The sequence below is a fragment of the Agarilytica rhodophyticola genome (genome assembly GCF_002157225.2).
Lineage (GTDB): Bacteria > Pseudomonadota > Gammaproteobacteria > Pseudomonadales > Cellvibrionaceae > Agarilytica > Agarilytica rhodophyticola.
In genome coordinates this window covers 4,163,275-4,187,333 of record NZ_CP020038.1, presented here as the reverse complement: position 1 = coordinate 4,187,333, position 24,059 = coordinate 4,163,275, and the positions used below count along the sequence as shown (strand labels likewise).

Here is a 24,059-nt window from a genome sequence, read left to right as displayed (position 1 = left end):
TATACAATGCAATTTTTGTTATTATTTTATTGTTAATTATTAAGGGTAAATAATTTAGCTCTAACCGTAGTGCGATATTGTCCAGGCGTAGTGCCGTGATGTTTTTTAAATAGCGTATTAAAATGTGCGATATCGTGATAGCCCACTTTATACATCATCTCGCTAATGGACAGGTTGGTGGTCTGTAGTAAATCTTTGGCAATTTCCATGCGAATTTTCTGTAAGTAGTTGAGCGGTGAAATGCCAGTTGCATTTTTAAATCGCCTATTAAAAGTCCTTATACTCATACCAAATTGCTTCGCCAGATCTTGCATTTTTACGTCTTTTGAATGGTTGTCGTTAAGCCACGTTTGCATGCGTACAATATCTTCATCTGGATGTGCTTTAACAATTTCTTGATAAAAGACTGAGCTGTCATAAGCACGCCGTATTTCATGAAAAAAATGACGTTCTACGTTACTCGCCACGTCTGGTGAAAAATGACGTTGAATAAAATGTATCGTTAAATCTGCTAAGGAGTTAATACTGCCAGCACAAAATAGATTATCAGCCTGAGTGATGAAATACTCTTGTTTTAAATTGACTTTGGGGTAGCGCTTTTTAAATTGATCAAAGTAATGCCAATGGGTTGTGGCAGCCTTATTATCCAGTAGTCCTGCTTCTGCCATTAAATAGCAACCGGTGCCAACGCCCGCAATAAGTACTCCTTTTTTTGCCTGTTGGCGAAGCCAAGGTAATAGAGCTGCATTCTGTGCAAGCACAGGCCGAGGGTTACGCCATAGCGCAGGTAAGTAAATGATGTCGCTGTTGTTGATGTCCAATGCCGAAGCATCTGGTGTAAAAACTAATCCCGTGTGTGTCTTGACCGGCTCACCATCCAATGATGCTAGTTTGATATTTAAGGTCGCTTGCCCTGCACGCATATTTTTGGGTGTTTCAGAATAAGCTTGTGCTTGTGCCGCCTTCAACTGCTCAAGAGGTAGAGAGACGCTAGTGGCTAGCATTTGGCGGCACAAGATAAATGTGATGTTGAGCATATCTTATCTACTTACTGCAGTGATTATGTTAATGGTGGCCAATATACCATGGTTTTTTGGCTTAAATCCCAAGGTTTTAATCATTCTGCTTCATTACACTGTTGCAAAAAATACACATTGGCGCAAAGACATCTAGGGGATTCGTAATGTCTAAATTACCAGTAATTGTTGGGTTCGGCGGTTTTAACGCTGCCGGTCGTAGTTCCGGCCATCAAGCCTATTGCCGTATGATTTTAGAGAGCTTAGATGTGGGTGCACGGCAAAAAACCTTGTCTGGTTTAGCGAACATGATGGGTTTGGATAATGCCTGTGCTGAACAAGTAGAACAGGGTACTTTGATTCGTAAGATTGAACCAAGCTATTTTGATGCTGATAACACACCATTGGCTAAGCGCTATATGTTGCCTGGTTCGGCAGCGAAACCTGTGGAGTTTGAGGTGTCTCGTCGTCAGTTGCCAACACGAATCCCCGGTAATTGGCAGGTGCAGCCCCTTGATGAAGAGGGGCGAAATTATAAAGTGAGTATCCTCGATAATCAGGAAGTTAAAATAGACACCTATGAGTCTATCGCTGTAAAAGCCGCTGGCCAACTTCCCTCAGGTTTTGATCCAGCGGCACAATACCGCTCGAAAAATCATCCTCGTGGTTTGCAAATGGCTGTTTTAGGTGCCTCCGATGCGGTTAAATCCATGGGGATCCAGTGGCAGGATATCACTTCACGAATTTCACCAGATCAGATCTCAGTATATAGTTCAAGCCTGATGAGTCAGCTTGATAATAATGGTTTTGGTGGCTTGTTTAATGGTCGCAGCGGCGGCAGTCGAGCGACCTCGAAACAAGTTGCTTTGGGCCTAAATACCATGCCTGCCGATTTTATCAATGCTTATGTGCTCGGTAGTATGGGTTCCACTGGCGGTGTAACCGGTGCCTGTGCAACATTCTTATATAACTTACGCCAGGGCGCTGAAGACATACGCAGCGGACGACGTTTGGTTGCTTTAGTCGGTGCTAGTGAAGCGCCAATTATTCCCGAAATTATTGATGGCTATGGTGCTATGGGGGCCTTGGCCAGTGATGCGGACTTGCAAAAGCTCGATGCTTCAGAGGTGACTGACCATCGTCGGGCTAGCCGTCCCTTTGGTGAAAACTGTGGTTTTACCCTCGCCGAGTCTAGCCAATATGTAATGTTGATGTCTGATGAGTTGGCGCTGGAGTTGGGAGCGAAGGTATATGGTGCGGTTCCCGCTGTCTATGTTAATGCTGATGGTTATAAAAGATCTATCTCTGCACCTGGAGCAGGCAACTATATCACCATGGCTAAGTCTTTGGGATTGGTACGCACATTGTTGGGAGAAGAGGCTTTACAGAATCGTACCTTGGTGCAAGCCCATGGCTCAAGTACTCCTCAGAATAGAGTGACGGAATCCAAAATCTTTGACGCAGTGGCAAAAGCTTTCAATATTCATTCTTGGCCCGTTGGTGCAGTTAAATCCTATTTGGGGCATTCGTTGGCTGCCGCTAGCGGAGACCAATTAGCAGCTACTTTAGGAATATTTGAACATGATATTTTACCGGGTATAAAAACATTGTCCCATGTGGCGGGTGATATTTTTGACGAGCGCTTGACCATTCCCACGCAGGATTTGGCTTTAGATAGGGCTCAGACTGATGCGGTATTTTTAAATTCAAAAGGTTTTGGTGGTAACAATGCGACAGCGACAATTTTCTCACCGGATGTTGTCAAGAGATACTGGCAAAAGCGCCACGACAAATCCACAATGGCGAAATATCAAAACAAGCTTGAGAAAACAGAAATAAATATAGGCGATTATTTGACGTTTGCCGATAAAGGTAAGTTTGATCCCATTTATGAGTTTGGCAATAAACTCGTTGATGAGGATAAGATAGAAGTTAATACCAATCGTATTCAAATTCCCGGCTACGAATGTGCGATAAGCTTGGAAAACGATGAGGGCTTTGCAAACTTTTAGCGGCCAAAAAATGCGTTTAAGTGTATTTGAACTAGCCCTAGTTTACCGCCTTTAAATACGCATTTGGAATTAGTGTGGACAAACTCTAGCATGGTTGATTAAAGGGATATATAGTCTTGCCATGAACGAGACAGACAGCACACTTAAAGATCATCCAACTGCATCTGATGTAGGTAAAGATTTCAGTGACTCTATCGGTGCACGGCTTCATGCTTTGCGCAAAAAGTTTGGTTTATCCCAGCGTGAGCTGGCTCGTCGCGCCAATGTCACAAATAGCACCTTATCGATGATAGAGCAGGGAAAAGTGAGCCCTTCTGTAGGCTCTCTTGAAAAAATTCTCTATGCTTTTCCAATTTCTTTACAAGAATTCTTTTCCGAACCAGCCGAGTCTTCGCCGACGGTTATCCAAGCGGATGAATTTGTTATCGTCAATCAGAGCCAGGTAGAAATCCGCATGTTGCCACTGTCGATGGGGAGTAGGCGCGACGGTATTTTGTTAGCCGAACAAAGTTATCAGCCTGGTGCTCGCATAAATTCAGATTGGTTGGCGCACAATGGTTTTGTTGGCGGCATATTAATAGTTGGCAGCATAGAACTGCATTTAGACGGTATCCGTTATCAGCTTAATAGTGGTGATGGTTTCAACTTCTGCTTAAATCGGGATCATACCCTTATCAATAATGGTGAAGGCGTATGCAAGGTAGTATGTGCAATAACGAATAGGTGATTGTTCAACAGTCTGCTGGCGTCAGAAGTTTCATTTTTATGAGTCATGTATGTTTCAGAATTGATAGATCACAATGGCCATTCAACTTGGCGCATAATTACCTTGCTGAAAGGAAATTCTTTGAGTCATCATGCGTTACCTGTCGCGGTCGCGTTATTACGAATAAACATTTTAGTTTTTGTTCAAAATACAAGTGAACCTTAATACGCCACCGCTTTCTATAACGGTAGAGTCGTTGTCAGGTATGTGTTTAAAAGAGCAGAATATGGCAAGCATCGTTGCACATTTTTTATAAATTATGCTGCTGCATTGCCTTACTTCATTTAGGTATTATGACTGTCCTGTTTATGTGATGGTGAAATATTTAAAACATAGGCTTCATTTTTTATTAACTGGCTGACGACAAGTCCCGTCCGCAATAATTAGAGAAAAAAGGGGATAAAATGTTATTTGATGGTAAAGCGATCAAGCTTACTCAACTCGATAATGGGATTGCCGAGCTTCAGTTCGATCTTCAGGGTGAATCGGTTAACAAATTCAGCACCCTTACCCTAACTGAGTTACAAGAAGCTGTGGGCATCGTTGAGAATGCCAGTGATATTAAAGGTCTCTTGTTAACAAGTGCAAAAGATGTATTTATTGTCGGTGCAGATATTATGGAGTTTGTACCGCTATTTCAAAAAGGCACTGATGCTATTAAAGAGTCAGTTGCAGTAACCAACAGTATTTTTACTCGAATTGAAGACTTATCTATACCTACGCTGGCGGCAGTCAATGGCTATGCTTTAGGCGGAGGCATGGAAATTATCTTGTCGTGTGATTTCCGTATTGCCAGCACCGCTGCAAAAGTTGGTTTACCCGAAGTTAAGCTAGGGATTATTCCAGGTTGGGGTGGAACAGTGCGTCTACCTCGTCTAGCAGGACTCGATACAGCTGTAGAATGGATTGCTAGCGGCAAAGAAAATAAGCCAGATGCTGCTCTTAAAGCAGGTGTTGTCGACGGTGTTGTTGCGCCCGAGAATTTGCGTACGGCGGCTATTGATACATTGACGCGCGCAATCGATGGTAAACTGGATTACCTCAAGCGTAAAGAACGTAAAAAATCACCTCTGTTACATAATGATATTGAAGCTTTGATGGCATTTGAAACGTCCAAAGCCTTTGTTAAAGCTCAGGCTGGGCGCAATTATCCGGCGCCTGTCGCTGCTATCAAATCGATGCAGGATGGTGCCAAATTAGGCCGTGATGAAGCCATCAAAGTTGAAACGGGAATTTTCACTGAAATGTCACAGACTTCTGTGGCAGGTTCGTTAGTAGGCTTATTTATCAGCGATCAAATTATTGGCAAGAAAGCCAAGAAATTAGAAAAGGCCGCTGATAAAAAGGTGGAGAAAGCCGCTGTCTTGGGTGCTGGTATCATGGGGGGCGGTATTGCTTACCAGTCTGCCTATAAAGGCGTTCCCATTGTCATGAAGGACATTAACCAGTCCGGTATCGATCTAGGCTTGGCTGAAGCGTCAAAATTGCTCACTAAACGTGTTAGCCGTGGTCGTTTAACTGCCGAAAAAATGGCAGAAGTATTAAATAGAATTGATCCTGCCTTAGGCTACGATGATTTTAATAGCGTTGATATTGTTGTTGAGGCTGTCGTTGAAAATCCGAAAGTAAAACATGCAGTATTAGCTGAAGTAGAAGGAAAAATTTCTGACGATACTATTCTGTGCTCCAATACCTCGACTATCTCCATTGATTTCCTAGCTGAAGCTTTGAAGCGCCCTGAAAATTTTTGCGGTATGCACTTTTTCAATCCTGTGCACGCTATGCCTCTGGTGGAAGTCATTCGCGGTGAGAAAACTTCCGAACAAGCGGTCGCTCGAACAGTTGCTTACGCTAATGCGATGGGTAAAAAGGCCATTGTTGTCAATGACTGCCCTGGGTTTTTAGTTAATCGCGTGTTATTCCCATATTTTGCGGGCTCCAGTATGTTGATGCGTGACGGTGCCGATTTCCAGCAGATAGATAAGGTGATGGAGCGTTGGGGTTGGCCAATGGGCCCGGCTTACCTAATGGATGTTGTCGGCATTGATACCGGCGTTCATGCAGAAAAAGTTATGGCTGACGGTTTTCCAGATCGTATGAGTAAAACCTTTAAAGCTGCTGGGGATGTGATGTTCGAAAACGAGCGTTACGGCCAGAAGAATGGTAAAGGTTTCTATGTTTATGTTCCCGATAAAAAAGGCAAGCCACAAAAAACTGTATCTGAAGAAACTTATGAATTGCTGAAACCCCATGTTGCCGAGCGCAAAGAGTTTAGCGATGAAGAAATTATTGCTCGTATGATGGTGCCTATGGCAACAGAGCTTGCTCGTTGTCTTGAAGAAGGTATTGTCGCATCGGCCGCCGAAGCGGATATGGCGCTAATTTATGGTGTAGGCTTCCCTCCATTTAGAGGCGGTGTTTTCCGTTGGCTAGATGAAATGGGTATGGCTGCATTTGCAAAAATGGCCGAACCCCTCGCAGAGTTAGGGCCTATTTATCAATTAACTGAAGGTATGAAAGCTATGCTCGAATCTGGCGCTACCTATTACACTGCGGATAAAGGAGAATAGCTGTGAGTTTGAATCCAAGAGATGTTGTAATTGTTGATTTTGCCCGTACTCCTATGGGCCGTTCGAAAAATGGGTGTTTTCGCAATGTACGTGCTGATGACTTAAGTGCTCATGTCATTAATGGCTTATTAGCTCGCAACGAAGCAATTAATCCAGAAGAAATTGATGATCTTATCTGGGGATGTGTCATGCAAAGAGGTGAGCAGGGCTTTAACGTTGCTCGCAATGTACTTTTGCACGCAGGCCTCCCTCATACTGTTCCAGCGCAAACAGTTAACCGCTTATGTGGCTCATCAATGTCAGCATTGCATACTGCTGCTGGCAATATTATGTCCAATCAAGGTGATATCTATCTTGTCGGTGGGGTAGAGCACATGGGGCACATAGATATGAACAAAGAAGTTGACCCTCATCCCCAGCTAGGCTTATCAGTAGCTAAAGCCGCTGGGTCTATGGGTATGACGGCAGAATATCTATCTTTACTTCATGGTATTACTCGCGAGCAGATGGATAAATTTGGTGCTCGCTCGCATCGTCTAGCAGCAGCAGCTACTGATAAAGGCGAGTTTGATCGCGAAATTATTCCAATGATAGGCCACGACGACAATGGTGCACCTATTCTTGTGGAGCACGACCAAACCATCCGCAGAGATACCACTGAAGAAGGATTGGCCGCATTAAAACCTGCCTTTAACCCAAAAGGCGGAACTGTTACGGCGGGTACCTCTTCTCAGATTACCGATGGTGCTTCAGCGATGTTGGTTATGTCGGCAGAGCGTGCACAAGCGTTGGGATTAAAGCCAATTGTTAAAATAAAAGCTATGGCTTTAGCGGGAGTTGATCCCTCTATCATGGGCTATGGTCCTGTGCCTTCCACACAAAAAGCGTTAAAACGAGCTGGTTTAACCATTGCCGATATTGACAAAGTGGAGCTTAATGAAGCTTTTGCAGCACAAGCTCTTCCAGTATTGAAAGACTTAGAATTACTCGATCATATGGAAGAAAAAGTTAACCTGCGTGGTGGTGCTATTGCTCTAGGTCATCCTTTCGGTTGTTCAGGCACTCGTATTACTGGAACTTTGTTAAATGTTATGCGAGACACTGATGTCACATTAGGTGTGTCGACTATGTGTATTGGCCTTGGTCAAGGTATTACAACAATTGTTGAACGTGTTAATTAATTAGCGCGCTGATCATGTAAGTAGTAACAAAAGGAGGCGTAAGCCTCCTTTTTTGTATGCAACTATTTTAGTGTTTTTGTATCTTTGCATATTAAAATTTTTTTACTGTATCGAACTTAAAACTTCGCGAATTAAGTAGATTTTTTTTTCGGCCTTGGATAAAAAATAGAGAAATAAAATTAAAAAGCCACAAACAATCTTGTGGCCTTTTAGTACTAGCTAGATTGAGTACGAGTGTTAATCAAGAATAATGGGGTAGAGTGTCCCATGCCTGGGGATGTTCGTATCTTCTTTCCAATTATCTTCTGCTGCTTGGCCTTTGGTTGGCGCTCTGAGCGGCCCTGTATAAACAACGTCATCTCTTGATTGGGGGCGGCTACCACCATGGTTGAATTGAATACAGTCATTTTTCCAAAGGAAATTGGCTCTTCTTGAATTTCTGTGTTTGCTCGACCAGGGGCCCATAACACAGCGATAGTCTGGGCCGCCCGCACCATTCGCCGGTGGCATGTCGGCAGGTAAATGTATACGGTTGTTTTCAACCAGGTTATTGCCATCATCTCCAGCGTGGAAACTTACTTCTTGTTGGAAATCGTTATCGTATACCACATTGTATTCCACACCATCTCCCTGTAGCGAAATATGTCGAAGATGAGTTACCTTGTTTTGTGTAATTAAATTATAACCGTCTAAGATAAAGAAATAACCTTGGGCACCGCCTGCTTTATTGTGAGCGCCGTCAACATTTAGACCTCTCAACGTTATATGTTTTGCACTAACCCTTACAGGGAAGTCGTAGCTATTAATGATGTCTACGTCTGTTACCCAGCAGTCTTCAGATCCCTTGATGAATATTGAAATATTTTCATTACCTCGTAGTTCGTGGTTAGCATTAATGCCGAGGTTCCAGTCATATCTAGGTGGATTACCAGCACCACGAATATGCATGCGATAGATGCCTGCGTTTCTAATATCCCGCATTTCAAAAGCACCGGCGTTGGCTGTCATTGATCTTGGAATAGTGGCAATAACACCATCGCGAGATTCACCAATAATGGAAACATTAGATTTTAATCGCACCGTACGATTTATGTTATAGCTACCATTGCGTAGGTAAACCACACCGCCACCATTATTTGCGACTCGGTTAATCGCGTTAATAATGTCTTGTGCATCACCCCCATTCAAGGTGACAGTGAATTTCTGTAATTGTGTTTCAATCGAAGGAATACCGCCACGAACACCTGCTTTTACCCACTCACGCATTTGGGGATAATCCGGATCAAACTTACTTGTATCAAAACGCACGCCAGCATCCCCTGGTCTTTTTGTACCTGGAGTAGGATCTACATCGGGTGTTGGTACTGGGGTTGATGTGGGGGCAGGACTCGGTGTTGGGTTCGAGATACTATCACAGCGTTGATTTCCACACATGCAAACACTTGAATTACTGCGACTGTTCTTACAATCTGTCGCAATCGATCCAAAAATATTACGACACTGCTGAGTAGAATCGCATTGATCAGCGAGAATAGGTGACGGCGCTGGTTCTGGCACAGGTGTGGGTTCTGGTATTGGTGTTGGTGTGGGAGAAGGTGTCGGCGCTACAATGCGATCACAACGATCACTTCCACACATACAAATACTCGAATTACTGCGGCTATTTTTACAATCTGTAGCCGAAACCCCAAATGTCGTTCGACATTGTGAAGTTGTGTCACACTGGTCGACAGCATTAGCTGTTCCAGTAATAAAAAATAAAATGATTAGAAGAGCATGATTTCTAAGTAGCTTATTCATAGTGGAATTCCAATTTTATTTCTCTTTGAGAAATTAAAGGTATTTTAATAGGGGGGTTATGCGACATCGTGTGAACGCAAATATAAATAGCGCATAACAATACGCACTTTGAATACATCAGTGAGCCGAGGTGAGTATAGAAACTGAGTTGTTTGAATGTAAAGTACCTGTTCTATGTGAAATGATTTTTTGTGATTCAATTAAAAACTTTATTGCAGGTTGGGGTGATTTTTAATTGTTTTTTATAAATTATATTTTGTTAACAAAATTTAAAGTTGAATTTGTGTGTAGAAGTGTTAAGAGAATGTAATTTTATTTTATATGGTATATCGATTTAACTATAAATATAGTCTTGGTGTAAATCCTACATTATTTTATAAATATTCTAAGAAGAGGTTTTTAAAAGTAGGTGGTTATATTTTAAAAGATATTCTAAGTATTATTGTAAAAATTAAAATGTTGCTATGTGCTCCTATTTTATTTTTCTTGGTTGAGCTTAAAAAACGTATTTTTTGTATATTTGAAGAAAGGTTTTTTTATTTTTTAGTGCTCGAGTAAGTTAAATAAGAAAGAGTCGAATCGATAAGTTTAATACTTGTTGATGATTACTCATATGCTGTTTAAGTGAATTGCTGATGTTGTCCGGATCGCTTATAAAAAGAAATATACATGCTGAATTAAAGTAGAAGGTGTTCACTTATCTGAACTGCTGCTTGATGGCTAATAAATAATTAGTGACTTGTAAGTAGCGCCTAAAAACGAGGCTTAAATAAGTGAAAGTATCCATGTCAGTCTTAGACGTTGAGCTAATAAGCCTGGGCTAGTCTTGCCAATTTCCAGGCTCCTATTTAAGGTTTTCACGTGTCAAAGTTGTAATCAAGTTCTGAGCAAAGGATCATTGACCTAGCTTCTAACGGATGGCGTATGCGTGAGACTATATCTTCGGGTAAACCAACTATGTATCTAACTGTTATGCAACTGTGCTGGACTTTGATGTGAGTTCGCGAATATACTCCCGCCCTCAAATGATACGTTGCTTCAAGCTCTATGTTGTTTTTATCAAAGGAGCGGTTAGTTAGCAGCGATTTTACATAACTTTTCACGTGGCCTTTGGTAGGGGTCACCACTGATTAAGGATTTTTACATGCCTGTAATTACTCTCCCCGACGGTTCAAAACGCGAATTTGACTCACCTGTTTCTGTATTAGATGTCGCCACTGATATCGGTCCTGGCTTGGCAAAAGCTACTATTGCTGGCCGTATTAATGGCGAACGAGCTGATGCATCTGACATCATTCAAGATGACGCTGAACTTACCATCATCACCGCTAAAGACGATGATGGGCTAGAAATTATACGCCACTCTTGTGCTCACTTAATTGGCCATGCACTAAAACAGCTCTGGCCTGATGCAAAAATGGCGATTGGCCCAACTATTGAGAATGGCTTTTACTACGACATCGATTTAGATCATATGCTAACAGATGAGGATCTGGAAAAGCTCGAAACGCGAATGAAAGAGCTGGCTGCTACTAACTATGATGTGGTCAAGAAAAAAGTGAGCTGGCAGGAGGCGAGAGATACCTTTGAGGCGCGCGGCGAGACATACAAGATGCAAATTTTGGATGATGACATCAGTCGAGATGATCATCCAGGGCTATATCACCACCAAGAATATATCGATATGTGTCGCGGCCCCCATGTACCTAGTATGCGTTTTGTTGAGCACTTTAAACTGATGCGTGTTTCTGGGGCCTACTGGCGGGGTGACTCAGATAATAAAATGCTGCAGCGGATTTATGGCACCGCATGGGCGAACAAAAAGCAGCTTAAGCAACACTTAAAGTTTCTAGAGGAGGCGGCGAAACGAGATCATCGCAAATTGGGCAAAAAGCTTGATCTGTTTCATCTGCAAGAAGAAGCACCGGGAATGGTGTTTTGGCATCCTCGCGGCTGGGCTATTTACTCAGCAGTAGAAAGCTATATGCGTGATGTACAAAGGCAGAATGGCTATAGTGAGATTAAAACACCACAAGTGGTTGACCGCACTTTGTGGGAGAAATCTGGCCACTGGGATAAATTCCGAGACAATATGTTTACTGTGGAATCTGAATCCCGCGATTATGCGATTAAGCCTATGAACTGTCCTTGTCATGTACAGGTGTTTAATCAGGGCTTAAAAAGTTATCGCGATTTGCCTTTGCGTTTTGCTGAGTTCGGTTCGTGCCATAGAAATGAGGCTTCTGGCACATTGCAAGGTTTAATGAGGGTGAGAGGCTTTACGCAAGACGACGGGCATATTTTCTGCTCTGAAGATGCCATTCAAGATGAAGTTTCCATCTTTACCGACTTGTTATTCGAAGTCTACAAAGACTTTGGTTTTAATGAAGTGATTATCCGCCTGTCAACACGTCCAGAGCAGCGTGTGGGTAGCGATGAGGTATGGGATAAGGCAGAGAAGGCTTTGTCTGATGCATTAGATGCCAAGAAACTGGACTGGCAATTACTGCCTGGGGAAGGGGCGTTTTATGGCCCTAAGATTGAGTTTTCACTGCGAGATTGTTTGGGCAGAGTATGGCAATGTGGCACTATTCAGGTAGACTTCTCAATGCCTGGAAGGTTGTCTGCTCAGTTTGTGGCGGAAGATGGCTCGCGTCAGGTGCCTGTGATGTTGCATCGCGCGATTTTAGGTTCTTTTGAGCGCTTTCTCGGCATATTAATAGAAGAATATGAAGGCTCTTTTCCCACTTGGCTGGCACCAGAGCAGGTTGTTGTGCTAAATATTACTGACAATCAGGCACAATATGCAGAAAAAGTGAAAGATTCCTTGAGAAATCAAGGGTTTCGTGCCATTTGTGACTTGAGAAATGAAAAGATCGGCTTTAAAATTCGCGAGCACACTATGCAAAGAGTTCCTTATCTGCTAGTTGTGGGTGACAAAGAACTTGAGAACAATACCGTTGCGGTGCGTGCACGTGGCGGAGAAGATCTTGGAACACTCTCCATTGAAGCTTTTGTCGAGCGCTTGAATGATGATATTGAAAAGCGTGGACGTAAATCTAGTTAAGGACTAGATTTTAATAGAAAGGTAACGATGGTGGTGAGATCGTTTGTTTTTGTCATATAAATAATTCTGGAGATATTAACTATCAGTAATCGAGAGTATGCCAATAAAGGGCGTTCTAAAAAACCGGCAATTAATGATCAAATAGACGCTGCACAAGTGCGTTTAATAGGAAAAGATGGAGGGCAGGTTGGCATTGTTCCAATCGCTGATGCTCTCGCTCAGGCGCAGGCCGATGCGCTGGATCTGGTGGCAATCGTGCCCGATGCAGATCCGGTAGTATGCAAAATAATGGATTATGGTAAGCATGTATTTGAAGCGAAAAAGTCGAAGGCTGCTGCTCGAAAAAAACAGAAGCAACAGCAAGTTAAAGAAATGAAGTTTCGCCCAGGCACAGAAGAGGGTGATTACAAGGTTAAGCTGAAGGCTCTGACACGTTTTATTGAGCATGGCGATAAAGCTAAGGTCTCACTCAGGTATCGTGGCCGCGAGATGGCTCACCAAGAGTTGGGCATGGAGATGATGAAACGAATTGAATCGGATCTTCAGGACTTAGCAACAGTAGAACAGTATCCTAAAATGGAAGGTCGCCAACTGATTATGGTGATGGCGCCTAAGAAAAGAGGCTGAGATAAACCTCGTTAAGAAATTTGAGCGACTAGTGACAGCTAGGCTGTTGCATGTTGCTCAAAACCAGGAGCTGCCGGGCTTTTAGCTGCCTTGGGAGCTTTCAAGTAATATGTTGCCTACGGGCAAACTTTTTCATTGGAGAAGTAAAAATGCCAAAAGCTAAAGTACACAGTGGCGCTGCTAAGCGTTTTAAAAAAACCGCTAATGGTTTTAAGCATAAGCACGCGTTTAAGAGCCATATCCTTACCAAGATGACAACTAAGCGTAAGCGTCAATTGCGCGGCACCAACATGTTGAATGCTGCTGACGTTCCTGCTGTAAAACGTATGTTGCGCGCTGATTAATCTGGGCGTTGTTGATAATCTTAATTTTTGAGGAAGTAAATAATGGCCCGAGTTAAACGTGGTGTAGAGGCGCGTCGCCGTCATAAAAAAATATTAAAAGCAGCAAAAGGTTACTACGGAGCACGTTCTCGTGTTTTTCGTGTGGCGAAACAAGCTGTTATCAAAGCTGGTCAATATGCATATCGTGACCGTCGCGTTAAAAAGCGTAATTTCCGCGCATTGTGGATTACACGTATTAACGCACAGTCTCGCGCTGAAGGTTTGAGTTATAGTCGTCTAATCGCAGGCTTGAAAAAAGCAGACGTTGCATTAGACCGCCGTGTTCTTGCTGATTTAGCGATCCACGATAAAGCAGCCTTCGGTAAAATTGTTGCCAAAGCGAAAGATGCACTCGCTGCATAAATCGCATTACTTGGTAAATGAGACCTAGGGGAAGCGCTTTGGCTCTTCCCCTTTTTTGTTTATCAGGTATGCTTGCCTACCGATAAAAACATCACCCACTAAATCAAGACAATTAATTAAAGAGACTTTGATGGAAAATCTCAGCGCAATCACTGATGAAGCCATCGCACTAGTAAAACAGGCGGACGAACTGGCCGCTCTTGACAGCGTGCGTGTCAACTATCTTGGTAAGAAAGGCCAATTAACGGCGTTATTGAAAACGCTAGGTAAGCTTTCAAGCGAAGAGCGACCTGCTGCCGGCGCGGCAATTAATGAGGCTAAAGTACAAGTACAAGAAGAAATTAACAAGCGTCGAACGTTTTTAGAACAAGCCGCTATCGAAGCTAAGTTGGCATCGGAAACCATTGATGTAAGTTTGCAAGGGCGTAGCAGTGAAGTAGGCAGCCTGCATCCTATTACACGTACCATGCAGCGTATAGAAGCCATATTTGCATCAGTAGGCTTTAGTGTGGAAGAGGGGCCTGAAATTGAGGATGACTTTCATAATTTTGAGGCGCTCAATATTCCCGCGCATCACCCTGCAAGGGCTATGCACGATACCTTTTATATCGACGATACACATGTTTTGCGCACCCATACCTCACCGGTGCAAGTGCGTACAATGAAAAACAAAACACCGCCAATACATATTATTTGCCCCGGTCGTGTTTATCGTTGCGATTCTGATCTCACCCACACCCCGATGTTTCATCAGGTTGAAGGCTTGGTGGTAGATAAGGGCATTAGCTTTGCTCACCTTAAAGGCACTGTGGATCAATTCTTAAAGGCTTTCTTTGAAGCCGAAGTGCCCGTGCGTTTCCGCCCGTCCTACTTTCCATTTACAGAACCCTCAGCAGAGGTGGATATTCAGTGCACCAATTGCAACGGTGAAGGTTGCCGAATATGTAAACAAACGGGTTGGCTTGAAGTTATGGGTTGCGGCATGGTGCACCCCAATGTATTTGCTGCCTGTGATGTGGATGCGAGTATTTATACGGGGTTTGCCTTCGGTATGGGCGTGGAGCGTTTGGCTATGCTGCGCTATGGCATTACTGATCTGCGTCTTAATTTTGAGAATGATTTAGATTACCTAAAACAGTTTTAAATCCTGTTGCAAGTTTAAATCCAAGGTATCTAGACAGTAGAGAGTTAATTCATTTAGCTAATTTTTAGGATAAGTAAAGTTAGGGTAAGTAGAAATGCGTGTATCTATTTTTGGCACAGGCTATGTCGGTTTAGTGACAGGAGCATGTTTGGCACACTCTGGTCATCAAGTGACCTGTGTTGATATTGATGAAGAAAAAGTCAGTCGTCTCAAACAAGGTATTATTCCTATTTTTGAACCGGGATTGGATGTCATCGTGCAACAATCTATCGATGAAGAGCGGCTGCATTTTACCACTGAGGCAAAACAAGCGGTGGAATATGCGCAGGTAATTTTTATCGCTGTTGGCACACCACCCAATGAAGATGGAGCCGCAGATCTACGTTATGTGTTGCAAGTGGCCAAGTCGATAGGTGAACACATGCAGGATTATCGGCTCATTGTCAATAAATCCACAGTGCCGGTCGGCAGTGCTGACCGAGTAAAGAATACTGTGAGTGAAGCTCTTGCAAAACGGAATACTGACATACTCTTCGATGTTGCTTCCAATCCTGAATTTTTAAAGGAAGGTGCTGCTGTTGGTGATTTTATGAAACCCGATCGAATTATTGTCGGTGCAGAATCTGCCAAAGTGGAAAAACTTATGCGCGAGTTATATGCCCCCTTTAATCGCAATCGCGACAAGCTAATGTTTATGGATATTCGCTCTGCTGAGCTAACCAAATACGCAGCTAACGCTATGCTGGCGACTAAAATCAGCTTTATGAACGAGTTGTCCCGGATTGCAGATAAGCTCGATGCCGATATTGAGCTGGTGAGAAAGGGGATTGGCTCTGATCCACGTATTGGTTACAACTTTATCTATCCTGGCTGTGGTTATGGAGGTTCGTGCTTTCCTAAAGATGTAAAAGCTCTTGTACGTACAGCTAACGAGGTAGATGAGCCGGCGGAGTTATTAAGTGCTGTTGAAAGTGTTAACGACACTCAAAAAGAAATTCTGGTAAAGAAAGTTAAAGAGCATTTTGCTGAGGACTTAAAAGGCAAAACTATTGCACTTTGGGGGATTGCATTTAAACCCAATACTGATGATATCCGTGAGGCGCCAGCGAGAGTATTTATGGAAGCCATGTGGGATGCCGGTGTCATTATTAAGGCTTATGATCCTAAAGCGATGGATGAGGCGCGTCACATTTATGGGCAGCGCAATGATCTAATTTTATGTGACCGCTCAGAAGAGGCTTTGGCAGATGCTGATGCTTTGGTTGTTTGCACTGAGTGGTCCGCATTTCGTTCGCCAGATTGGGACAACATTGCCAGATTGTTAAAAAATAAGATTGTATTTGATGGTCGTAATTTGTATGAGCCAGAGTTAATGGTTGACAAGGGCTTCACCCATTACAGTATTGGCCGCCCTCAAATTAAACATTAAGACGCGTGCGCACTTGGTGTTTTAAGACGAATAAATAACATATAGGTATTCACTTATTAATAACTTAACTGTTAATACCTTAACCAACAGGAACTAGAGTTTTTTCATGAAAATTAGCGAAGCATGGCTACGAGAATGGGTAAACCCAGAAATTTCAACGCAAGAGCTGGTTGACCAGATCACTATGGCTGGGTTAGAGGTTGATAGTGTTGAGGCTGTTGCAGGTGAATTTTCAAATGTTGTGGTTGGTGAGATTTTAAGTGCTGAACAACATCCCGATGCCGATAAGCTAAAGGTTTGTCGTGTTGCCGGTTCTCCCGAGGGGGATATGCAGGTGGTATGTGGTGCACCAAACGCACGACCAGGCATAAAAATACCTTTTGCTTTGGTGGGCGCGAAACTGCCCGGCGATTTCAAAATTAAAAAAGCCAAGCTTCGCGGTGTTGAGTCTTTCGGTATGCTGTGTGCGCAGACTGAATTGCAAGTAGGGGACGATAATGATGGATTGTGGGAATTGCCTACAGATGCACCCACGGGGCAAGACCTAAGAGAGTATCTATCTCTTGATGATAAGATTTTAGAAGTGGATCTAACGCCTAATCGAGGAGATTGTTTGAGCCTGCGAGGCTTGGCGCGTGAAGTGGGCGTGCTCAATAAAGCGGAAGTTACTGCACCATGTCTTGATCCAGTTTCCTCGAGTATTAGCGATACTAAAGCCGTAACTTTGTCAGCGTCAGAGGCCTGTTCTCGCTATGTTGGTCGTGTCATCAAAAATATCGATATTAGTAAGTCCAGTCCTCTTTGGCTGCAAGAAAAGTTGAGACGCTGTGGCTTACGCAGTATTGACCCTGTAGTAGATATTACCAATTATGTGCTTATCGAGCTTGGTCAACCCATGCATGCCTTTGACCTAGACAAACTCAGCGGCGGTATTAATGTGCGCATGGCCGAACAGGATGAAGATATATCGCTCTTAGATGGCCAGGATATTAAACTCAACGATGACACTCTAGTTATTGCTGATGACTCCGGTGCCATTGCTATGGCAGGTATTATGGGCGGGGCATCTACTGCGGTAAGCGAAAACACGCGTAATATTTTCCTTGAAAGTGCCTTTTTTAATCCTTTAGCTGTTGCAGGCCGCGCCCGATCTTACGGTCTACACACAGACTCTTCACACCGCTTTGAGCGCGGCGTAGATTATCAGGAAGCGCATAACGTATTAGAACGTGCCACGCAACTTGTCTTGGATATTGTTGGTGGTGAAGCTGGCCCAACAGTTGTCGTCGATAGCGATGCGTTGCCACAGCCCAAGAGCGTTACCCTATCTCGTAAGCGTATTGAGTCAGGTCTAGGCATGGCCATGGAAGCTTCCGATGTTGAAGATATCTTTGATCGCCTTGGTTTTCTACTGGAAGGTAAGGACAATAATGGTTGGTCGTTTAAGGCACCTAGCTATCGTTTTGATGTGGCGATTGAAGAGGATTTGTTAGAAGAGCTGGCGCGCATTTATGGCTACAACCGCCTGCCTATTGCCCCGGTAAAATTGGATGCTACCTTGCCAAGAGTCACTGAAACACAAGTAAGTGTATCGTCTATCGAAAGGCAGCTGGTGGGCAGAGGGTATCAAGAAGTTATAACCTACAGCTTTATCGATCCTAAGTTGCAAAAGATGTTTGACGATAAGTCGACACCCACTGAGCTATTGAATCCCATAAGTGCCGATATGGCTGTGATGCGTACATCTATTGTGCCGGGGCTTGTTAGCACCTTGTTGCACAATATCAATCGTCAAAAAAGCCGTGTGCGTATTTTTGAAAAAGGCTTGCGCTTTATCCCAGATGCCAATGGATTACAGCAGACTAGAGGCTTATCCGGCTTAATCTATGGTGCCAGAGCGGCATTAGATTGGAATGCAGACAAACGAGATGTTGATTTTTATGATATCAAGGGTGATGTGGAGTCGATACTTTCATTCTGTGGGAAACCCATAACATTTCAGGCAACGCAACGAACGGCCTTGCATCCGGGGCAAACTGCTGAGATCTTAATAGAAGATAAGGTAGTAGGTTATATTGGCGCGTTACATCCTGGTGTCACACAAGAACTTGAGATTCCCAAGTCGGTCTATGTCTTTGAACTAACCTTAGATGACATTCTGGAAAGCCATGTGGCGGCTTTTGAGGCTATTTCAAAGTTTCCAGAGGTAAGTAGAGACTTGGCTGTTTTAGTGCCGCGTGAACTACCTGTCAGCGAGCTTGAGATATGTATCACACGACAAGCGGGAGAATATCTAAAAAACTTAAAGGTCTTTGACGTATATAGCGGCGAAGGTATTGATCCACAAAGAAAAAGTGTAGCATTTAACTTGACGTTTCAGCATCCTTCGCGCACTCTTAATGAGGAAGAAATAAATAACCCAATGGCTTCTGTTGTGAAGCGGTTGGAGGAACAATTTGATGCAAGACTTAGATAACAATTTTATTGTTTCTCTCACCAAAGCAGACTTGGCTGAGAAACTTTATGAAGAACTTGGTTTCAATAAACGTGAAGCCAAAGAGCTTGTTGAATTATTTTTCGAGGAAATTAGAGATTCACTTGAGAGCAATGAACAGGTTAAACTCTCAGGCTTCGGTAATTTTGATTTGCGTGACAAAAAACAACGGCCTGGTCGTAACCCCAAAACGGGAGAAGAGATTCCCATTACGGCAAGAAGGGTGGTTACATTTAGACCAGGGCAAAAACTAAAAGCACGAGTCGAGGCATATGCTGGAACCCAGTCATAACGACGAACTACCTGCAATTCCAGGGAAGCGCTACTTTACCATTGGTGAGGTGAGCGAGCTTTGCGCAGTAAAACCTCATGTATTGCGTTACTGGGAACAGGAATTTCCCCAATTAAAGCCGGTGAAACGCCGTGGTAATAGGCGTTACTACCAGCGTGTGGATGTTGTTACCATCCGTCAGATTCGCTCACTCCTTTACGATCAAGGGTTTACCATTGGTGGTGCAAGGCAGCAAATGAGTGGTGAAGCGCCTAAAAGTGAGGCAGAAGCGTACAACGAATTGGTTAAGAAGATGATCGTTGAGCTAGAAGAGGTCTTAGCCGTACTAAAAACGTAAAATCTTCTTGCAATTCAAATACTAATACGTATGATGGCCAACTCTTTCGGAGCGTAGCGCAGCCTGGTAGCGCACTTGACTGGGGGTCAAGTGGTCGTCGGTTCAAATCCGGCCGCTCCGACCAGACATAAAAAAAGCCGTCCTAAAGGACGGCTTTTTTTATGTCTGCTGGAACTGTCGAACGTGTTCTTAGATCCGGTTCCTAAAATCGCCGGGAGCGATTTTACACAGCGCAGCTGCCCGTAGGGTGAGGCGCAGGACGCGCCTCATGCAATCCGGCCGCAACCTTCTTTGCAATTCTTCTTCATGTGCTTTAGGACGGCTTTTTTTATGTCTGCTGGAACTGTCGGACGTGTTCTTAGATCCGGTTCCTAAAATCGCCGGGAGCGATTTTACACAGCGTAGCTGCCCAGGATAGCGAGAAGCGTACAAGGTTGACCCAATAAAAACTTGTCCTTTGCCATCTGATGTCGTTGCTTATTGCTGCTCATAGATGCACTATGAACAGCAATAAGCGTCTAATCAGATACCAAAATCCATCGTTTTTCTTTGTGCCCCCTTGTACACTTCTCGCTATGGGGTGAGGCGCAGGACGCGCCTCATGCAATCCGGCCGCAACCTTCTTTGCAATTCTTCTTCATGTCCTTTAGGACGGCTTTTTTTATGTCTGCTGGAACTGTCGAACATGTTCTTAGATCCGGTTCCTAAAATCGCCTGGAGCGATTTTGGTTGCGCGGCAATCCGTAGGATCAGTCACAGGAAGTGACTGATAATTAAATCGCCTGGAGCGACTTTATACAACGCAGCCGCCCAGGATAGCGAGAAGTGTATAAGGTTGACCCAATAAAAATTTGTCCTTTGCCATCTGATGTCATTTTTCTTTATGCCCTAGCTTTTAGCTTAATATTTTTGAGGTCATGGAGAAAACATGATTATCTACGCGTTTGCCGCGAGTAAACGGTTTAGAACGTCTACTCTGTATTATCTAATAGCGTTTAATAGTGATATTTAGAGCCTATAGGCATAGGTTTTTAATGGTGTACAATTAACCTATGCTTTTTGCGAGTGCTCTAACTTATAATTTCAATAGGCTTAACAGTGAGAAAATATACACAATGCTTTGCATGGCTAGCAGGAATTATTCTATTTTTATTACAAATGCCTGTTTATTCTCAAAATAAATATCCAGAGACTGAACTGCATCAAGCCATTAAAAACTTTAATCAGGCTTTTATGCAAGCCGATGTTGCAACTTTAGACAACTTGTTAACTGAACAGTATTTACATACCAATTCTGGTAACAAGGCTTTTAACAAAGCAAGCTGGTTAAAATGGATTGGAAGCCGTCAGGACGCAGTAAAGTCAGGACAATTAAAATATGATAGTTATCTGACCGAAGACCTTAGTATTATCATTTACCAAAATTCCGCTGTTGTCACTGGAAGAAATATTGCAAAAGGGATTAGCGCTGATAAGCCGTTTAATGTCGATATTCGCTTTACTCATTTATGGGTAAAGCAGCAAGGAAAATGGAAACGGGCTTCTTTCCATGATGCACCGGCGAAGTAATGTGGTCATTAATATGATTTAAAAAAGCTCTAGAGATAAGTTATTCTTATCTACTCTAGGAGAAATATAAACACTAAAGTGGCAAGTCCTAGTGCGATTGACAAGATAGCATTGTTTTTGAATTTGGCAATATTAAAGGCCAGTACCACACCACTTATCAAACTAAAAGCCAAACTTACTCCCAATAGTATGCCGAAAAACCAAAATATTTTTCCTGCATGGCCTTTGTGTATGAGTAAAAATTGATGCCATAAGTCATGTTCTCTAATAACTAATTGAGCCTGCGTTTTTTTTTCATCGGATGATAAAATTACCTCTTGTTTAAAGCCATACCAACTATGACTCTCATGTTCGAAATAATAGCCCTCGGGTAGTGATGGATGATTATTTTTATCTAAGTAAGGTGTTATCAATTGAGCTGCTTCTTGTGATGATGCAGGCCAGGGGCGTTGGAGTGTGATATCATATTGATAAGTCGCTTTTACACCACCTTTTATATCAAATAAGTAAAGCACGCCTGTAGCGGTGTAAAGTAGAGTGATTGGTAGAAAAAAACATGCCAAATAAGCATGAGATAATATCCACCATAAACGTATTTTAGGTTTCATACTTTTAACTAATTTTCATCATTTATATTAATTTTAACCAAATAAGATCGCCATGTTTTGCTTGGCTATGTTAGATCTTGTTTGAACTGCTGTGCATAGTTTTGCCTAACAACTTTGTGAGATAGTTAGGTGTAGCAGTTAGATGCGATAGTGAAAACTAAATATTATTTGTTATTCATTCACTACCGCTGAACTTTTTCACCTTACAACAGGTGCATGCTCGATGTTTTTAAAAACGAAATGAGCTCGACAATCGAATATCTCTGCCAGCCTCGTATAATCCTGCAATGCCTTCCCAGCCGGGAATATGATTATAGTCTGCAACACTTGAGTGATCGCGATACTGCTTATTAAAGAGATTTTGTATGGCAAGGTTAAAAATCAATCTTTCATTTGCCCATGGTAACCATTGTAGGTAAACATCATGGGTACTATATGTTGGCTTATGGACGTATTGTGTTGTATCTATCCAACCAATTTCTACCGCACGTTGAAGCACTTCAATATTCGCCAGTTCTTCCACATAAATAAGATTCCAGCCTAATTCTAGTGTATCTGAAACTGTATATATAAGATCTATATTCCAAGTATCACCTCTGGCATTCGCTAAGCCAATATGCTCATAACCTTCCACAGTATTATTATTTAATTCCGAGTCATTATTACTGTATGAAGCTGTGATACTTAAGTTGTTCCATTGATAACTGGCATTAAGCTCAAAACCGTAAGTTTCGAGTGTACCAACGTTTTCATAATAAGTTCCTGCTTGCGGTACAGGGCCGCGGCCGAGTTGATCGAGAATAACATCATCTATTTCTGTATGGTATACAGAGGCAAGAACATCCAGGTTACCATTGTTGTAACGTAAACCCATTTCAGTATTTGCTACCGTTTCTGCTTCAAGTTCTGACGTAAAAGAAATACGGTCAGTAGCTCTTTCTAGAGTAAAGGCGTCGCCCACTTCTTTTCCTCGCAAAGCTTCCGCGTAACCTACAGTTAATTCCCATTGCGGGTGGAGGTTGTAAACTAACCCAATATTAGGGCTGAAACCGTCGCTGCTGGTCTCGTCTTGGTAGGTAATTTGTTCTAACTCATAGTGATCGTAGCGCAGGCCAAAACTCATCAATACATTATTATTGTATTGCCAATGGTTTTGCACGTAGGCACCTTGGACTTGGCCTTCTTCTTCGAACCGGCCTACCTGAGGGTTCCATGCCCATGGCATCCATACCGAACTCTCAGCCAGGTATTGACTCACTACCGAGTCATCTCGATAGTCGATACCATAAGTAATAGTATTTTTATCTATAACACTGGTGTTACGAATATCGAAGCCAAAGGTTTTTATTTCTGCACCGTAAAGCCCCCAGCGATCAAACCTATCTTGTTCCACCTCGGCCTTGGTGTTGTAGAAAGTTGTTTTTAAATTAACAAGATCATTTAAGTCAAAATGGTGGTTGGCCACTAGTGTTTGACGTTTGGCATTTATGGGAAATAGAGGCGCACTGGCCAAGGTTGGCCAGTTTGGCCTGGCTCCAAAATCGCCGTTTTCCTCACGCTGCTCGTAACTGAACGTCAGTTTTTGCAAATCTCCAATGGCGCCACTAGTTTTAACGAAAGCCAGTGTTTGTTTTGCCGATGTCCCGAACAATTCATTACCGTTGCCATCTTCCATATTGTCTCGGTCAACATGGACGTATGAGGCTAATAATCCCCAGTTATCATTGACTCGTCCGTAAACTGATGTGCTAGCTCTGTAGCCGTCATTACTAAAATACCCTGCTTTTATTAAGCCGCCTATGTTTTGGCCTTCATCTAGTAAGTCGTCAGTATCCTTTGTTTGAAAACGTATTGCGCCACCTATTGCACCGGCTCCGCTAGTGGCTTCTCCAGCTCCAGCTTGTACCTCTACTTGCTTTAGCAACTCAGGCTCAATCGATACCCGACCGATATGATGAAACAGTGTGCCAGTTTGCAGTGCGCCGTCTACTGTAATATTAAGTAAAGTATCTTCCATACCACGAACGTAAATTTTCTGGGCAATACCGAGAGAACCTCCCACAGATACTGAAGGGATATAACGAAATACATCCGCTAGATCATTGGCCTGGTACTTGTTCAATTCCTCTGGTGTGATCACCGAGTTAGTCGTACTCCCCACCACGGTGACTGTCTCAATATTATGGTTTTGCTCGGTGCTTTGAGCTTGAGCTATATCGGCATAAACTCGGTTACTTATTAGTACAAGAGATATTGCTTTAGCTAGGGTAAAGTAGGGTATTTTCTTAGAAAATATAGAGTTCAGGCCTCTAGGCATATGGCTTATCCTTCAATAATGCTGTCAAACAATGGTGCTATCAAATAAAATTGATAATTATTATCATTTGCAAAGGAAAGCATA

18 protein-coding genes and 1 tRNA gene are annotated in these 24,059 nt (G+C 42.9%); 15 read left to right on the top strand and 4 right to left on the bottom strand.

Annotated elements, in window-relative coordinates; genetic code table 11:
* Positions 1 to 32 precede the first annotated feature (32 nt).
* Positions 33 to 1,037 (bottom strand): GlxA family transcriptional regulator, encoded by a 1,005-nt coding sequence (locus BVC89_RS17550; protein ID WP_086932440.1) that lies wholly within the window; start codon positions 1,035 to 1,037, stop codon positions 33 to 35.
* Positions 1,038 to 1,183: 146 nt separating this feature from the next.
* On the opposite strand from BVC89_RS17550, the gene BVC89_RS17545 reads away from it, so the two are divergent.
* The 4 genes from BVC89_RS17545 to fadA all read left to right on the top strand — a co-directional run bounded on the left by BVC89_RS17545 (position 1,184) and on the right by fadA (position 7,545).
* Complete coding sequence (locus tag BVC89_RS17545) at positions 1,184 to 3,028, top strand: beta-ketoacyl synthase (RefSeq protein WP_086932439.1); 1,845 nt, start codon at positions 1,184 to 1,186, stop codon at positions 3,026 to 3,028.
* 121 nt (positions 3,029 to 3,149) lie between these two features.
* A complete protein-coding gene (locus BVC89_RS17540; RefSeq protein ID WP_086932438.1) occupies positions 3,150 to 3,755 on the top strand; it encodes a helix-turn-helix domain-containing protein in 606 nt (201 codons plus the stop codon).
* Between the two features lie 443 nt (positions 3,756 to 4,198).
* Entirely contained in the window at positions 4,199 to 6,364 is a 2,166-nt protein-coding gene (fadB, locus tag BVC89_RS17535) for a fatty acid oxidation complex subunit alpha FadB (RefSeq protein ID WP_086932437.1), read from the top strand.
* Positions 6,365 to 6,366: 2 nt separating this feature from the next.
* On the top strand, positions 6,367 to 7,545 hold the full coding sequence (gene fadA, locus BVC89_RS17530) for an acetyl-CoA C-acyltransferase FadA (protein WP_086932436.1): 1,179 nt from the start codon (positions 6,367 to 6,369) through the stop codon (positions 7,543 to 7,545).
* A 237-nt stretch (positions 7,546 to 7,782) separates the two neighbouring features.
* On the opposite strand, the gene BVC89_RS17525 is transcribed toward fadA, so the two are convergent.
* Positions 7,783 to 9,345: a glycoside hydrolase family protein gene (locus BVC89_RS17525; RefSeq protein ID WP_086932435.1), complete on the bottom strand. Its 1,563-nt coding sequence runs from the start codon at positions 9,343 to 9,345 to the stop codon at positions 7,783 to 7,785.
* Between the two features lie 1,144 nt (positions 9,346 to 10,489).
* On the opposite strand from BVC89_RS17525, the gene thrS reads away from it, so the two are divergent.
* The 11 genes from thrS to BVC89_RS17465 all read left to right on the top strand — a co-directional run bounded on the left by thrS (position 10,490) and on the right by BVC89_RS17465 (position 21,050).
* A complete protein-coding gene (gene thrS, locus BVC89_RS17515) occupies positions 10,490 to 12,412 on the top strand; it encodes a threonine--tRNA ligase (protein ID WP_086932433.1) in 1,923 nt (640 codons plus the stop codon).
* Positions 12,413 to 12,472: 60 nt separating this feature from the next.
* The gene (infC, locus tag BVC89_RS17510) at positions 12,473 to 13,039 is read left to right on the top strand and encodes a translation initiation factor IF-3 (protein ID WP_425428396.1); all 567 of its coding nucleotides are present in this window, start codon (positions 12,473 to 12,475) and stop codon (positions 13,037 to 13,039) included.
* Positions 13,040 to 13,188: 149 nt separating this feature from the next.
* A complete protein-coding gene (gene rpmI, locus BVC89_RS17505; RefSeq protein ID WP_086932431.1) occupies positions 13,189 to 13,383 on the top strand; it encodes a 50S ribosomal protein L35 in 195 nt (64 codons plus the stop codon).
* A gap of 42 nt (positions 13,384 to 13,425) precedes the next feature.
* A complete protein-coding gene (gene rplT, locus BVC89_RS17500) occupies positions 13,426 to 13,785 on the top strand; it encodes a 50S ribosomal protein L20 (protein ID WP_086932430.1) in 360 nt (119 codons plus the stop codon).
* Positions 13,786 to 13,915: 130 nt separating this feature from the next.
* A complete protein-coding gene (gene pheS, locus BVC89_RS17495; RefSeq protein WP_086932429.1) occupies positions 13,916 to 14,929 on the top strand; it encodes a phenylalanine--tRNA ligase subunit alpha in 1,014 nt (337 codons plus the stop codon).
* A 94-nt stretch (positions 14,930 to 15,023) separates the two neighbouring features.
* Positions 15,024 to 16,358, top strand: coding sequence for a UDP-glucose dehydrogenase family protein (locus tag BVC89_RS17490; RefSeq protein ID WP_086932428.1), 1,335 nt, complete (start codon positions 15,024 to 15,026; stop codon positions 16,356 to 16,358).
* A gap of 106 nt (positions 16,359 to 16,464) precedes the next feature.
* A complete protein-coding gene (gene pheT, locus BVC89_RS17485) occupies positions 16,465 to 18,834 on the top strand; it encodes a phenylalanine--tRNA ligase subunit beta (protein ID WP_086932427.1) in 2,370 nt (789 codons plus the stop codon).
* Positions 18,818 to 19,144: an integration host factor subunit alpha gene (ihfA, locus tag BVC89_RS17480; RefSeq protein WP_425428316.1), complete on the top strand. Its 327-nt coding sequence runs from the start codon at positions 18,818 to 18,820 to the stop codon at positions 19,142 to 19,144. The genes pheT and ihfA overlap by 17 nt, the downstream gene beginning before the upstream one ends.
* Entirely contained in the window at positions 19,125 to 19,481 is a 357-nt protein-coding gene (locus BVC89_RS17475) for a MerR family transcriptional regulator (RefSeq protein WP_086932426.1), read from the top strand. The genes ihfA and BVC89_RS17475 overlap by 20 nt, the downstream gene beginning before the upstream one ends.
* Before the next feature lie 47 nt (positions 19,482 to 19,528).
* Positions 19,529 to 19,605 (top strand) — tRNA-Pro (locus BVC89_RS17470).
* 974 nt (positions 19,606 to 20,579) lie between these two features.
* The gene (locus tag BVC89_RS17465) at positions 20,580 to 21,050 is read left to right on the top strand and encodes a nuclear transport factor 2 family protein (protein WP_086932425.1); all 471 of its coding nucleotides are present in this window, start codon (positions 20,580 to 20,582) and stop codon (positions 21,048 to 21,050) included.
* A 50-nt stretch (positions 21,051 to 21,100) separates the two neighbouring features.
* Here the strand turns inward: BVC89_RS17465 and BVC89_RS17460 are convergent, their stop codons facing one another.
* Together BVC89_RS17460 and BVC89_RS17455 are read right to left on the bottom strand one after the other, a co-directional pair.
* A complete protein-coding gene (locus BVC89_RS17460; protein WP_086932424.1) occupies positions 21,101 to 21,658 on the bottom strand; it encodes a hypothetical protein in 558 nt (185 codons plus the stop codon).
* Between the two features lie 229 nt (positions 21,659 to 21,887).
* Positions 21,888 to 23,975, bottom strand: a complete 2,088-nt coding sequence (locus tag BVC89_RS17455) for a TonB-dependent receptor (protein ID WP_086932423.1) — start codon at positions 23,973 to 23,975, stop codon at positions 21,888 to 21,890.
* Positions 23,976 to 24,059: the final 84 nt, after the last annotated feature.